The organism is Cohnella fermenti (genome assembly GCF_004801405.1).
GTDB lineage: Bacteria > Bacillota > Bacilli > Paenibacillales > Paenibacillaceae > Cohnella > Cohnella fermenti.
The window spans coordinates 1-14,400 of sequence record NZ_SSOB01000063.1 but is presented as its reverse complement, the minus strand read 5'-3'; the positions used below and the strand labels follow the sequence as shown (position 1 = coordinate 14,400).

At 59.2% G+C, this 14,400-nt stretch carries 13 protein-coding genes; 1 reads left to right on the top strand and 12 read right to left on the bottom strand.

The window, feature by feature from the left end:
* Positions 1–90: 90 nt before the first annotated feature.
* The 5 genes from E6C55_RS30665 to liaF form a co-directional block, all read right to left on the bottom strand.
* Entirely contained in the window at positions 91–1,722 is a 1,632-nt protein-coding gene (locus tag E6C55_RS30665) for a S1C family serine protease (RefSeq protein ID WP_136373653.1), read from the bottom strand.
* 214 nt (positions 1,723–1,936) lie between these two features.
* Positions 1,937–2,350 (bottom strand): YugN family protein, encoded by a 414-nt coding sequence (locus tag E6C55_RS30660; RefSeq protein WP_136373652.1) that lies wholly within the window; start codon positions 2,348–2,350, stop codon positions 1,937–1,939.
* 81 nt (positions 2,351–2,431) lie between these two features.
* Positions 2,432–3,097, bottom strand: a complete 666-nt coding sequence (locus E6C55_RS30655; RefSeq protein WP_136373651.1) for a response regulator — start codon at positions 3,095–3,097, stop codon at positions 2,432–2,434.
* A gap of 34 nt (positions 3,098–3,131) precedes the next feature.
* On the bottom strand, positions 3,132–4,142 hold the full coding sequence (locus E6C55_RS30650) for a HAMP domain-containing sensor histidine kinase (RefSeq protein ID WP_136373650.1): 1,011 nt from the start codon (positions 4,140–4,142) through the stop codon (positions 3,132–3,134).
* 4 nt (positions 4,143–4,146) lie between these two features.
* Entirely contained in the window at positions 4,147–5,253 is a 1,107-nt protein-coding gene (gene liaF, locus E6C55_RS30645; RefSeq protein ID WP_136373649.1) for a cell wall-active antibiotics response protein LiaF, read from the bottom strand.
* A gap of 304 nt (positions 5,254–5,557) precedes the next feature.
* Between liaF and E6C55_RS30640 the strand changes: the two genes are divergently transcribed.
* Entirely contained in the window at positions 5,558–6,841 is a 1,284-nt protein-coding gene (locus E6C55_RS30640) for an ammonium transporter (protein WP_136373648.1), read from the top strand.
* A gap of 131 nt (positions 6,842–6,972) precedes the next feature.
* Here the strand turns inward: E6C55_RS30640 and E6C55_RS30635 are convergent, their stop codons facing one another.
* The 7 genes from E6C55_RS30635 to E6C55_RS30610 form a co-directional block, all read right to left on the bottom strand.
* On the bottom strand, positions 6,973–7,317 hold the full coding sequence (locus E6C55_RS30635; RefSeq protein ID WP_211093682.1) for a hypothetical protein: 345 nt from the start codon (positions 7,315–7,317) through the stop codon (positions 6,973–6,975).
* 89 nt (positions 7,318–7,406) lie between these two features.
* Positions 7,407–8,867 carry a methyl-accepting chemotaxis protein gene (locus E6C55_RS30630; RefSeq protein WP_136373647.1) on the bottom strand — a complete coding sequence of 487 codons (1,461 nt, stop codon included), beginning with the start codon at positions 8,865–8,867 and terminating at the stop codon, positions 7,407–7,409.
* 182 nt (positions 8,868–9,049) lie between these two features.
* Positions 9,050–9,190 carry a hypothetical protein gene (locus tag E6C55_RS33985; protein ID WP_168735965.1) on the bottom strand — a complete coding sequence of 47 codons (141 nt, stop codon included), beginning with the start codon at positions 9,188–9,190 and terminating at the stop codon, positions 9,050–9,052.
* 24 nt (positions 9,191–9,214) lie between these two features.
* Entirely contained in the window at positions 9,215–9,790 is a 576-nt protein-coding gene (locus tag E6C55_RS30625) for an RNA polymerase sigma factor (RefSeq protein ID WP_136373646.1), read from the bottom strand.
* A gap of 107 nt (positions 9,791–9,897) precedes the next feature.
* Entirely contained in the window at positions 9,898–10,428 is a 531-nt protein-coding gene (locus tag E6C55_RS30620; protein ID WP_136373645.1) for a 3D domain-containing protein, read from the bottom strand.
* 81 nt (positions 10,429–10,509) lie between these two features.
* Positions 10,510–12,450 (bottom strand): threonine--tRNA ligase, encoded by a 1,941-nt coding sequence (gene thrS, locus E6C55_RS30615; RefSeq protein WP_211093681.1) that lies wholly within the window; start codon positions 12,448–12,450, stop codon positions 10,510–10,512.
* 470 nt (positions 12,451–12,920) lie between these two features.
* A complete protein-coding gene (locus tag E6C55_RS30610) occupies positions 12,921–13,799 on the bottom strand; it encodes a putative sporulation protein YtxC (RefSeq protein ID WP_136373643.1) in 879 nt (292 codons plus the stop codon).
* Positions 13,800–14,400: the final 601 nt, after the last annotated feature.

The following is a 14,400-nucleotide window of genomic DNA, read 5'->3' as shown; positions in this document are numbered from 1 at the left end:
CTCCTTAATATGGATAAGTTATATGTCCTATTGTATACAAAGAAGGACAGCCTTGAAAGACTGCCCTTCCGATTGGCGCAAACACTTGCCTTATTGCTGCGTCTGAGTCTGCTGCTGTTCCTCGAATTCGTTCTTGTCGCCGATCGTCACGGTGATCTCGATATTCTTGCCGGCGCGGGTGACGTTCAAGGTTGCCTTGTCGCCGACGCTCTTCTTCTGGATGGCCGCGATGATCTCTTCGGAATTGTTGTAGCTCGTTCCGTCGATTCCCGTAATGACATCGTACTGACGAAGGTCGCCGTTATACGCCGGGGAGTTGTACAGCACGCTGTTGACAACCGCGCCGCTCGCGGAGCTGAGGCCGAGCTGTCTGGCGATCGATTCGGTCATATCCTGCAGCGTTGCGCCGATGAACGGAGACGGCTTGGACGGAATCTTCGTGTTCGTCTTCAGGTTGTCGAGAACCTCGCTGATCGTGCTCGTCGGAATCGCGAAGCCGATGCCTTGCGCCTCGGAGCTGACCGCCGTATTGATGCCGATAACTTCGCCGTTCAGGTTAAGCAGCGGACCGCCGGAGTTGCCCGGGTTGATCGAAGCGTCCGTCTGCAGCAGATGCTCGTAGTTGCGCGTTCCGTTCGTATCCTGGATGCTGATCTCGCGCTCGTTCGAGCTCAGAACGCCGACGGTGACCGTATGGTCGAAGCCGTAAGGGTTGCCGATCGCCACAACCCAGTCGCCCATGTTCGATGCGCTGGAATCGCCCAGCTTCAGAGTCGGAAAGTTGCTGCCTTCGATCTTCAGCACCGCAAGGTCGAGATCGTAGCTGGAGCCGAGCACTTCGGCAGTGAACGGTTGATCGTAGCCGTTGACCGTAACTTCAACCTTCTTCGCGCCGTCGATGACGTGCTCGTTGGTCAGGATATAGCCCGTGGAGTCGAAAATAAAGCCGGAGCCCATGCCCGATTCTTGCAGGTTGTCGTCACTTCCGTTCCCGGTGGAGCCGTCGCTGCCGCTGCCGCCTTGGCCGTTCTGCTCGTCGCCGAAGAACTGACGGAAGAACGGATCGTCCAGCCAGCTTCCTCCGCCCGAGGAGCGCGATTGAACCGTTGTGTACGTCTCGATCTTCACGACTGCCGGGCTGGCCTGCTCGAAGATCTTCGAGATGTTGTTCGGCCGAACCGTGTCGGTCGTGTTGCTGACAACCGTGTTCGCCTTGGCCGACGAGGAGGAGCCCGAGGAAGCGACAACGCTCTTAAGCGAGGTATCCGAGAACCAGTTGCCGCGATCCGCCGCGAACATGAGACCGCCGACCGCGACGACGCCTACCATGAAGGAGGCGAACACCGCTCGCAGCGAGGTTCCCTTCCGACGGGGCGGACTCTCCCAGTTGCGGCCATTGCCGGATACGGTGAACGGCCGCGACTCGCGGACCGTCGGAACCATATCGGCCTTGGCGTCGGAATCGCCAGCCTCCGAGCTAATGGACGAGCCTCCCCCTCCGGAATAAGGACCGTATGTGTAGGTGCTGCTCGCAGATCCGTATGTCGATGTTCTAGGCGGCTCGTCTGAATGGGACGAATAAGGGCTGTAGATCGTCTCCGTCTCCGGCTCGGCGGCTTCCCCTCTCTCGGGTTCCACCTTGCGCGGCTCGCTCTCTTGGCCGTCTCCGGCATATCGGAATCCGAATAAATCTTCCGGCTTCTTCTCATTGTTATCGTCCATGTCCAGTCCTCCTCGTTATGCACCCGGCTTGTTATCGCCCTTGTCTTGGTCGGCCGGCCGTGCGTCAACTTCGTCTTGCTCCTATATTCGCTCCCCAACCTTAAAGCAAGATTAATTCAAAGTGAACAAAATCTAAAAGATGAACGGAAGATGAACAAATAAAAGAGAGATGCCCCCCGGATGGTCCGGAGGGCGCTCCCAATCCTCGTTATCTTCACGCCGGATAGATCTCTTCCGCCTCGTTCAGACGCCGCGTCGCCGCTTCGATCCATTCCGGTTCGACGCGGGCGTCCGGGTCGACCGGGTCCTGGAACTGATCGAACATCGCGCCGATCGTCCGAGCCCGGGCTTCCGGATCGAGTCCTTCATTATACAAGTGCTTGAGCACATAAGGCTGACCGAAGCGAATCTTGGCATCGCTGTCCTTCGTCTCGCTGTCGAGGCTCCCGCTTGTCACTTCGAACGGAAGACGAAGCCATACCTTGCGTTCGTCGTCCAAGGCGCAATCGAACGAGCCGCGCTCGTAATCCCAGCCTCCTGCGAGCGTGAACCCTCTGCGCTCGAGAGCGGTCTGCACGGGAACGAAGTCCCCTTCCTTGGAATCGATTCGGGAAGTCAATGGAATCATGGGGAATCCCCCTTTTATTCCTTATCGTTGCCGATCCGCACCGATTTTATCCGTCCCGCTGCCGACCGCGTTATCGACTCGCTATTCGGCCCAGCCCTTCCGGTGGGCATAGATCGCCAATTGGGTGCGATCCTCCGCTCCGCACTTCATGAGCAGATTGCTGACATGGGTCTTGACGGTCTTGATGCTGATGTGAAGCTCGTCCCCGATCTCCTTGTTCGACTTGCCTTCGGCAATCAGCAGCAGCACTTCGCGTTCCCGCTCGGTCAGCCCTTCCTCGTCGCTCTTGACGGAGCGCTGCCGAAGTCCTCTCGTCAGCGCCTGGGACACCTCCGAGCTCATGACGGGCATGCTGCGGAGCGCCCCCTGCATCGCATAGATCAGCTCTTCCGCCGATACCGTCTTAAGCACGTAGCTGACCGCGCCGGCCTCCATCGCCTCGATGACTTTATCGTCTTCCAGGAAGCTTGTCAGGATGATGATCTTCAGACTCGGGTAACGGCCGATAAGCTCCCGTGTCGCCTCTACTCCGTTCATGCCCGGCATCATCAGATCCATCAGGACAAGCTCGGGGAAGTCCTCCTTCCCCTGCCGGTCCTCCAGCATCCGGATCGCCTCAAGGCCGCCGGACGCTTCGCCGATAACCTCGAATCTGGAGTCCAGCATAAGATAGGTGCGCAATCCGGTTCTCACCATCTCGTGATCGTCCACCAGCAACACCTTGCATACCGCCGTATCCGTGCTCATCGCCTCAAGCTCCTTTTTTTACACCATCCATGGTTTAGAAGTTCGGGAAGCGAACGAACACCCTTGTTCCCGTCCCCGGCTTCGTGACGATCTCGGCTTCCCCTCCGAGCTTCTCCGCCCGTTCCCTCATGCTCGTCAGGCCGTACGAGCCTGCCCGAATCTGATCCGCCTGGAACCCTTCCCCATCGTCCTCAATCTGCAAAATAATCTGTTTGCCGGTCTCTCCCAGGGCCAGGCGGACTTCGCTCGCGCGCGCGTGCTTGACGACGTTCGCCATGGCCTCCTGCGCGATGAGGAACAACTGATGCTCCTTCGCTTCGGAGATCGGCCGTTCCGCCTGAATATCTAGCGTGCCTTGAAGCCCGTTCTGCCGACAGAAGTCCGGGAACCAGCGATCGAGCGCTTCGGCGAGCGAGCGCCCCTGAAGCTCCATCGGACGGAGTTGCGCAATCAGTCCTCTCATCTGCTTCTGCGCGGACGAGGACATCTCGATGAGCTGCTCCATCACCTTCCCGCCCTGCTGCGGATTCTTCTCCATAAGCTTGGGCAACGCGGAAGCCGCCATATGAAGCGCGAACAACTGCTGGCTGACCGAATCGTGCAGATCTCTCGCCAGACGCCTGCGCTCCTCCAGCACCGCCGCCTCCAGCGCCGGCGCTTCCTCGAGCACGTCCTTCTCCCCCAGCTCCTGAAGCCGCTTCATGCGCGTCTCCAGCTTCTCAACCATAAAGTTGAATTCCTTGAACGTCTCCCCGAACGCATCCCGCGACAGCTCCGGCAACCGTTCGCTCCAATTGCCCATCGCCGCTTCCTTCATCGCCAGTTGAAGCTGATCCAGCCTGCGGTGAATCCGCCTGCCGAGCAGGTAAGCGATCGCGACGTCGGCGATCCAGATTACGACCGCCCAGCCGCCCCACCAATCCATGTAGGGCACCTCTCCGCGAATGGTTGTCCATGCCGCATAGACGAGGCCAAGCAGGAACGCCGTCGACGCCCCTGCATAGACAGCCCCTTCCCATTTGCTGTTGCGCACGATTCGCAGCATCCGCTTATCCCACCTTCTTGATGCGGACGTCGCCGATAAACGTGCTTACGATGAAGACGATCCGCTTCGGCGCGTCGTCGAAGCCCGGCGATTGCAGGTTCATCTGATTGAAGACGCCGCCGCGCTTCTGCTCAAGAATCGAGACATCGCCGATCAAGCTGCTCGAGACGACGCGAACCCCGATCGAGAAGTCGTTCGGCACGAACACCTTCACATCGCCGATGAACGAGGACACATAGATCCGCGTCTCTCCGATCGGAATCTGCGCCCGCGTCAGATCCATTCTCGTGTCGCCGATGAAGTGCGAGATGTTCATCGGACGAAGCTCGAAGTAGTCGCTTCCGATATCGAAGTCGCCGATGAACCTCGTGTGGCTCTCGCGCTGGGACGAATGATCCCAGTATCCATAGCCGTGTCCGTGCGCTTCCGCGCGTTCCTTCCACGACTTGTGGTGGTGCTTCCACGCCTCTCCCCGGCCCCGGAAGTCGCGGGTGCGATCGTGCCGTTCGTGCGAAGACTCATGGAACTGCTCGTGAGAAGGCTCGTGGGAAGGCTCATGGGAAGGCTCGTGGGAAAATCCGCCTTGCGGCTGCTCTCCCTTCGGCCCCGGAGCGGCATCGTCCCAGCCGAGAGAGTCCGGTGCGGGAGGCGGCCCGCGATCGATCGGAGGCTCCGGCTCGACATCGCGATATTCCGGCATCGACGGCGCCGGCGGCGGAACCGGGGGCGCCTTGGGCACGGAATTCCAGCCCGAGTCCTCTCCCGGCTGCTTCTTCGGTCTTCCGCCTCGAGCGATCAGATTCAAGCCGACCAGAATCAGCGCAACAGGGCCGATGAACCGGATCAGATCATGCAGCTCCCAGTCGATCCATTCCAGATTGCGCGCCAGGAAGAACATCCCCAGCAGCACCAGCAGCGGATTCCAATAGAAGCCTCCGTTGCGCTGAAGCAGCATTCCTTGGATTCCGATCAAGATGAGAATAACCGGCCAGTAAGAGGAGAACATCTCTCCTATATCAATAGAGATGACACCCGCTTGGTTAAACAGGAAGAGCGCGCCGACACCGATCAGGACGGCTCCCCAGAATAACCGATGCAAGAAGGATTGCATAACGATTCCTCCATTAAAATTGACTGTGATAGGCGCTATCCCTTGCTTCCTTGTTTCCTTGGATAATCCGAGGGAGATCGGCTTTGACAATTCCTATTATAGCGGCAATGCGCCGCTTCATGAAGCGGCGGGGGATGGATTCTCTTCTCCGTCCCGAGACCGAGATAGACAGAGAGACACCGAGAAAGACAATGTGATATTTACTCACAAACTTCGTTGACATCATCAATTCCTCCCTATATAATGAGTCCGATTTGCCATTGTTCATGTTAGGTTTTCACAATTTTATACCGGAGTTGACGATATGCAGCTACTAGACGTCTCCAATGGCCTGGATACCGTGTGGGTTATTCTCACAGCCGCGATGATTCTCCTGATGGAAGGAGGATTCGCTCTGCTGGAAGCCGGCTTCGTCCGGCAGAAGAACGCCGTCAGCATTATTATGAAGGTGTTCGTCGACATCGCGTTCGGAGCGCTTGTGTTCTATCTGGTCGGCTTCGGCCTGATGCACGGGCGCGATCTCGGGAGCTTCATTGGCACCAGCGGCTTCCTGATGAAGGGAGACCTGTCGCATCTGCCGACGAATATTACGAGCGATACGTTCTGGCTGTTCCAATGCGCGTTCGTCATCGCCGTCATCTCCATCGTCTCCGGGGCGGCGGCCGAGCGCATCCACTTCCGAGCCTACATCCTGTACACCATCGTCATGACCGGACTCATCTATCCGATCTCCGGCCACTGGATCTGGTCCGCGAACGGCTGGCTGGCCAAGCTCGGCATGATCGACTTCGCCGGCTCGGCGGCCATCCATGCCCTCGGCGGCTTCGCCGCGCTCGCCGCAGCCCTGTTCCTCGGGCCGCGCCTCGGCCGCTTCGGCCCGGAGGGGAAGACCAACATCGTCCCCCCGTCGAATCTGCCGCTCGCTTCCGTCGGCGCCTTCGTCCTGTGGTTCGGCTGGTTCGGCTTCAATTCGGGCAGCACGCTGAGCGCAACGAATCCGGGCATCGGTCATATCGCGGTCACGACGATGCTCGCCTCGGCGGCGGGCTGCGCCGCCTGCATCCTGTTCACGATGCTGCGTTACCAGAAGGCCGATCCGCCGATGGTCATCAACGGGGCGCTGGCCGGCCTCGTCGGCATTACGGCTGGCTGCGCCTTCGTCTCTGACGTCGCCGCGATCGGAATCGGAGCGGTATCGGGCATCGCCATGGTGCTCGCTTCGGAATGGCTGGAGCGCCGGAAGGTCGACGACCCGGTCGGAGCCTTCGCCGTTCACGGCGTCAGCGGCAGCATCGGCACGCTGGCCGTCGGCTTGTTCGCCTTGCCGGGAACGGCTGCCCATGCCGGCCTGTTCCACGGCGGCGGCTGGCACCTGCTCGGAGCCCAAGCGCTCGGCCTTGCCGTCGTCGCGGTGTGGGGCTTCGTCCTCACCTGGCTTGCCTTGCGTCTGATCCAGGCCTGGCGCCCCGTCCGCGTAAGCGAAGACGAGGAGAGAATCGGTCTCGACGTCTCCCTCCACGGGGTGCCTGCCTACAGCAAGGACAAGGACTTCATCGACGTGGACGAGCTGCGCAAGCCTTCCACGTAAATCCGGCCTTCGCCGCTCCCGGCAACAACAGCATCAACAACAAAGGCCTGCGCCGGAACTCTTCTTCAGAGTCCGAGCGCAGGCCTTCGTTCGTCAGTTCGGCTCGCACGTTCGAGCGGATATACCGGCTTCTATTCCGTCAGCTCCACGGGAAGCGTCCCTTCGAGCATCGCCCGATACCGTTCGATCTCCTCGCGGAGCAAGCGAGCCTTCTCCTTCGGCTTCTTGACATAGTGGATGTACTCGACAGCGATGTGATGATCGGGCTTCCGTCCGGTCAGCATGCGGCGAAGCGTTGACATCGCCCGGTAAGCTTGCTCTTCCTTCTGGACGCGGCGTTCGTAACGAAGAACCATCTCCTCGATCTCCCGGATCTCCGACTCCCGCTTCTCGATCAACGATTCGAGGAACGAGTACACTTCGGCATTCTTCCGGGCGGAAGAGGACGGCATGGCGGAACTTAACGGACCGTTCATGGAGTATCACCCATCTATCCTTGTTAACATTTGTGACAACTACACATATTGTACAAGAAAAAGATAGGCTTGAGAATGCTTATGTCAGGTTATTTCGCAGAAACTGCGATATCAATTCCGATGACCCCGGCAATTCGGCCGTCTCCATCGCGAATTGGCATGGAAACAGTCAGACATGGCCGCTTCGTGATGGCAGATAAGTACACATCGGATACGAACATCTCCCCGTTCATGGCCCGCTTCCACCACTCCCGCCCTTGCGCGTTGAGCAAGCCCGCTTCCGGCTCGGAGAACACGAATGTGCCGTCCGCCCGGTTCGACCAGATCGCTTCCATTCCGCCCGTCTTCTTCAGCAGCGAGCTCAGCGCGAGGCGGTGCTCGTCCTCGCCAAGCTCCGCCAATCCCGGGTTGCGGCCGAGCGCGGCGGCGAGCAGCTCCGTCCAGCGGGTGGCGTCGATCTCCTTAACACCCGACAGCACCTTCCCGCCCGTCTGCTGCACCGAAGCGGCCAGCTCGTCGGCCGAGGCCTTGACGGCGACGGATACCTTCCCCAGCTTCGCGATGGCCTTGCGCTGCTTCTCGTTCCGAAGCAGCGTATCATCCACCCCGCGCACCATAAGGCCGACGGAATCGACGACTTCCTTCAGCATGCCGTTCGCCGAGCTTGTCCGCCCCGCCTGCTCCACCGCCGCCTCCAGCGTCTTCCCGACCTGGGAGTCGACCTTCACGATATGGTTGAAGATCGAGTCCATGCGGTCTCTCGTCTGGCGCATCTCGTCCAAGCCCCGGGCGACCGAATGCTTCTCTTGATCGACCGAATCGACCACCTGGCGAATCCCGTTCTCGATGTCCTTGACGATTGTCGTCGAGCGCTTGACCGCATGGCCGCTCTGCTCCGCAAGCTTGCGGATCTCCTGAGCGACAACGGAGAAGCCGAGCCCGTACTCGCCCGCATGAGCCGCCTCGATGGCCGCGTTCAGCGCCAGCAGCGAAGTCTGGGAGACAATCTCCTGAATCAAGGCGTTGATCTCGTTGATCCTGGAGGCTTGCTCGATCAGGCTGCGAACCGTCTCCTCCATCGAGCCGTGATGAACGGACAGATCGTTCATCACCTCGTCGGTATGCGTCAAGGAACGCGCCACTTCGATGACGACATCCTTCGCTTCCCGGCTCTGGGCGCTCATCTGCTCCGAGACGGCACGAATCTGCTCGGACGAAGCCGCCACCTCTTGAAGCGCCGAGAACGCTTCCTCCAACTGGCCGGAAGCCTCCCGGCTCTTGACGCGAAGCCGCTCTTCCTCCTCGGCGGAACGAGCCGCGATCTCCTCAAGCTGCCCCATGCTCAGATCCACCTCGGCCACCGCCGCCTGGAGCCGGTCGGAGATCACAAGCGCTTCCTCCACCATATGCTTGAGAGCGCTGTCGTCTTCAGGCGCGGAGAGAGGCGAACCCGCGGAGCCGGAAGCAGCCGGCTTCTCCCCCGCCGTTCCGGCCTGTCCGATCCGAATGACGTTCCCTCGTTCTCGAATCCATCGTTGCCACTGCGCCATGAGACACCTCCGCTTGAATATGCTGCGAACTCCATATCTATCCTGCGAGCTTTAATTCTGATCCATAATTTTCTATAGTATACGTCATTATTCCTACAAAATCGACAAAAATAAAGAGGAACCGCCTGGTTCCTCCTGGTCGCAATCACCATGCGGGCGGCTTCCTTCGCCTCCGCAGCCGATCAACGCTTATTCCGATTCTGTGCGTTCTTCTTGTTATTCGAATAGGAATTCGCGCCGTCTATCGACTCGCTCGCGAACTCGGTATCTTGCGGCTGCTGATTGTGTTGGTTCTGATTCCGCTGTCCCTTGTTCTTGCCCAAGATCACTCACCTCCTCAGCACGTATCATTCGCCGATAGAGGAGTGATTATGTATGGGCGCCGGGCTCCGTTCGTTCTTGATCTGCTCCTTATGGATTCGTTCTCTCTCCCGATGGATTCTCGACTTGATCGTTCCGACGGGCATCTCCAGCGCAGCGGCGATCTCATCGTCCCGGAAGCCGTAATAGAACTTGTAGAGGAGCAGCGTACGGGCGGTCGGGTCCAATCTTCCAAGCATGTCGGACAGTTCCGTCAACAGCTCGGGATCGACGCCCGCGCCGGCCTGTGCGACATATTCCGGAATGTCGTCGTCGTAGAAGGCTTGTCTGCTCGAACGGCTTCTCCGTGCCCGATTCGCGTTGGAAGCGAGATTATATACGATCGTCTTCGCCCAAGGGATAAGCTTGTCTTCGTCCCGCAAGCTGTCCCTCTTCTCGAGAATGCGCACCCAAGCCTCTTGAACGATGTCCACCGCGTCCATCTTGCGAATCAGCTTGTGTCTGGCGACCTGCAGCATTTGCCGATAAAGCTCATGCATAAGCTCTTCAGAATCCACGTCGTTGCGGAAGGCAACGTTCGATTCTCGAAGGGAGATCTTCATTGGGAGAGGTCACTCCTCGGCGAAGCGTAATCATCTCCCCAATTGTAGCATAGACTCCGGCAAAAGAGAATATTTGACAGGAACCAGAGCTGTTTAGGGAATTGGTCCTAGCCCGAGGTCGGGTCGTCTTCGCTCGGCGCAATGACCTCGCTCATGTCATCGAGCATCGATTCGGTTATCTTCCCGTTCCCCTTGCGGATCACCCGAACATCGACGGTTTTCTTGCCCCATTCCTGGAACACTTGCCTCTTCGAAGGGAAGTAGAGGTCGATCTTCTTCCCCTTGATCTTGGAGCCCGTATCCGCTACGATTCCGTACCCGTACCCCGGAATGAACAGGATCGTCCCAATGGGAAAATACTTCGGGTCCGCCGCGATCGTCGACAGCTTGCCTCGACGGACCTTTACTCCGGAGTAGGTGATCCCGTACTGCGGATGCCCCGGCCGTTTGCCTGTCGACTCCACCCCGGCGGTATAGCCGGTCGCGACGACCCGAACGATCTCCCCTTGCTCTTCCGGACCCGGTCCGTCGGCAGCTTCCGCCTTCGGCTCCGCCCGTCCCGATAACGCAAGCGCGACGGTTACCGCCAGGGCGCTTCGCGCGAATCGGCCCGAGATGAACATAAAGCTTGCTGGCATCTTAGCACACTCCCCTGTGAGGAAGGGTACCCTTGGCCGGCAAGCTTTATGCGATCTGCTTATTGTCTTGCTCGACGCATCTTAGTCGGTGCGCTTCGAGGCGATCTCTTCGGAGATGCGGGCGATAAAGTCCGATACCGGCTGCGCTCCGAGGTCTCCCTCTCCGCGCCTGCGGACGGAGACGGTTCCGTTCGCCGCTTCGCTCTCGCCGACGACCAGCATGTACGGAATCTTCTCAAGCTGGGCTTCGCGGATCTTGTAGCCCATCTTCTCGTTGCGCAGGTCGGCCTCGGCGCGAACGCCGGCTTCGAGCAGCTTGTCGGTAAGCTCGCGGGCATATTCCTCGTACGCGAGGCTGACCGGAATGATCTTCGCCTGCAGCGGCGTCAGCCAGATCGGGAGCGCTCCGGCGAAGTTCTCCAGCAGGAATGCCGTGAACCGCTCCATCGTGCTGATGATGCCGCGGTGGATGACGACCGGGCGATGCTTCTTGCCGTCGTCGCCGACGTATTCGAGCTCGAACCGCTCCGGAAGAAGCACGTCGATCTGCGCCGTGGACAGCGTCTCTTCCTTGCCGAGCGCCGTCTTGACTTGCACGTCAAGCTTCGGACCGTAGAAGGCCGCTTCGCCTTCGGCTTCGAAGAACGGCAGGCCGAGCTCCTCGACGACCTCGCGCAGCATGCGCTGCGACGTCTCCCACATATTGTCGTCCGGCCAGTACTTCTCCTTGTCCTGCGGGTCGCGGTAGGACAGGCGGAAGCGGTATTCCTTGATGCCGAAGTCCTCGTACACCCGTTGGATAAGCTGCACAACCCGTTTGAACTCTTCCTTGATCTGGTCGAGACGGCAGAAGATATGGGAATCGTTCAGCGTCATCGCGCGGACGCGGTGCAGCCCCGTCAGGGCGCCGGACATCTCGTAACGGTGCATCATGCCGAGCTCGGCGATCCGGATCGGCAGATCGCGGTAGCTGCGCATCTCGCTCTTGTACACCATCATGTGGTGCGGGCAGTTCATCGGACGAAGCACCAACTCTTCGTTGTCCATCTGCATCGGCGGGAACATGTCTTCCTGGTAATGCTCCCAGTGGCCGGACGTCTTGTACAGATCGACGTTCGCGAGCACCGGCGTGTAGACGTGCAGATAACCCAGCTTCTCCTCGAGATCGACGATATAGCGCTCGAGCGTGCGGCGCACCTTGGCGCCGTTCGGCAGCCAGAGCGGAAGGCCTTGGCCGACTTCGCGCGAGAACGTAAACATGTTGAGCTCCTTGCCGAGCTTGCGGTGGTCGCGCTTCTTCGCTTCTTCGAGGAAGTGAAGATGCTCGTCAAGCTGGGCTTTCTTCGCGAACGCCGTTCCGTAGATGCGCTGCAGCATCTTGTTCTTGCTGTCGCCGCGCCAGTACGCTCCGGCGATGCTGAGCAGCTTAAACGCCTTGATGCGGCCCGTGGACGGAAGATGCGGCCCGCGGCACAGGTCGAAGAATTCGCCTTGGTCGTAGATCGTGATCGTCGACCCTTCCGGCAAGCCTTCGATCAGCTCGATCTTGAGCGGATCGCCGATCTCGCGGTACGTGTTCAGCGCTTCCTCCCGGCTGACGACGCGGCGAACGATCGGCAGATCTTCCTTGACGATCTTCTCCATCTCGCGTTCGATGTTCGTCAGATCGTCCGGCGTAATCGACTGCTCCAGGTCGATATCGTAATAGAAGCCGTCTTCGATAACCGGCCCGATGCCCAGCTTGACCTTATCGCCGCCGAACAGACGCTTGATCGCCTGCGCCATCAAGTGGGCGGAGCTGTGACGCATCACTTCGAGCCCTTCCGGCGTGTCCAGCGTAACAATCTCGAGCGCGCTGTCCTCTTCGATCACCGTATTCAGATCGACGACCTTGCCGTTCACCTTGCCGGCGACGGCGTTCTTCCTGAGCCCGCTGCTGATGGAGCCGGCGATGTCCTCGACCGTCGACCCCTGCGGGAATTCGCGAATCGCTCCATCGGGGAATTTAATTTGCAGTGCCATGCTGATTGGCCTCCTTTATGTCATTGCCTTGTTCGTGAAGATAAGTCGGCAAGGGACGCGCGCAGGTTCCATAACGACAAAAAAAACGCCCGTCCCAGCAGGGACGAGCGCTCGATCGTTCGCATCTCGTGGTTCCACCCTTATTCAACCGAAGCCCATTCGACCGAGGCACGGAATGCCGGACGAAGCTTCGATTCTCAGGCATGAGTAACGGTCATGACCCGGCATGGCTTACAGGCGGCGGCATCCGAACCGTAAGCTCCGGAATGCGGCCCGCGTTCAACCGTGCAGCTTGAAAGGGGTATACGCCTGTCGGTACCGGAAGGAACTTGCAGCCAAGGTTCCTCTCTCTGGGCCGTCCGTTGCAGACGTCGTTGTCTTTCTCATCGCTGTTGGGCGTATCTCGGAAGCTTCGCTCCCGTTCACGCAAGGCTAATTACCGGAATTATAACGCCAGCAGACTAGCCGCGTCAAGTCGGCATATCCGGACAGATAGCGGCACGCTCGCCGAAAATTCCCAGCAAAGTGCGAATCACCTGCGCCTCCGGCTCCCGGGTATGAATATACAGACGCCGCGGAGACGCAGCAAGCAGGCGGCTCACAAGCAAACTCTCCTCCTCCTGCTCGTCGGGCTCGCTGCTTCGTTCATCCGATATCGGCTCCGCAGGCCAGCTCTCCTTCTCGAGCGGCTTCATTTTCTCATCGAGCAGCTTGCAGGCATGTCCCTCGGAGTGCAGGACATGAACGGCCTGAACCCGTACCTCTTGCCATTCGACCATGGATTGCAGGAGCGACATGAACTCCTGATACTGCCATTCCATCATCCGCTCCAGAGCCGCCGCCTCCGCCGCCTCCTTCACTTCCTCCTGATAATCCCTAAGCCGGAATCGCAGGAAGCCGTCGAGATGCAGGAAGCTGTTCTCCATCAGGAACGCGCCAAGCGGCTGCCCCCAGCGCTTGATTCTTCTTGCCCGGCCTTGCTGAGCGGCGGTCCCCTCGTACTCCGTCTCCCCGTCGAGCATCCCGATCGCCTCGGAGATCATCACGTCCGTCTCGACCGCATCCGCGCGCGCACCCTGCCGCTTGCTTATGAGCCGGCGCAGCAGCGACGGTTCCCGCTCCGACACGATGAAGTCGGCCAGCACGGCCCCCGTCTTCCCGCAGAATTCCTCCCGCCCCTTCTCGATGGCCAGGCAACACCGTATCCGACCGTCCTCGCGCGAATATTCCCAAGGCCCTTCCCCGCTGCCGCCCGTGAGCCCGGCGAATGACTGATTCAGCATGACGGCAAGCCGCATAGCCGCCTCGCGCTCCGTCCCCGCGTCGATCGTCCATTCGTCCCTCTTCACCTGATCACCTCCGACTTCTCCTTAGCTACACTATATGGTGACCGAAAAAAGGATATACGATCGGCGCGGCGATATGGTATATTTTATAAATCGACATCAACCGGTTTCCCCTCGGCTACGGCGCGTATCCTTCCCCTCCCAAGCAATCCCCGCCAGAATGACCAACCAATTCGAACCTCTAATCCCTATCTCCTCCGGAGCTCCAATTCGAACCAATTCACACCTCGAATCTACATTTCTATCCGAAGCTCCAATCTGAACCAATTCACACCTCGAATCTACATTTCTATCCGAAGCTCCAATCTGAACCAATCCATATCTCCACCCAAACCTCCGGCGGTTTATGCTGATGTGATGCTGGTGCTGATCGGGGCATATGCCGATTCGGCGCTTGCTGATTCGCCTCATGCTGATCGGGGCATACGCTGATCCTCCTCACGCTGATCCGAAGCATATGCCGATTCGCCTCCCCCAGCGATTTTATGGTCGAGTAGGTAGGGCCTCTCCTTTCGAGGATTGTGCCCGTCCCCCTCACAGATCCGTACGTGCGGAATTCCCGCATACGGCTCTTCGACGCATCTTTCACAGAATGGTTATTTGT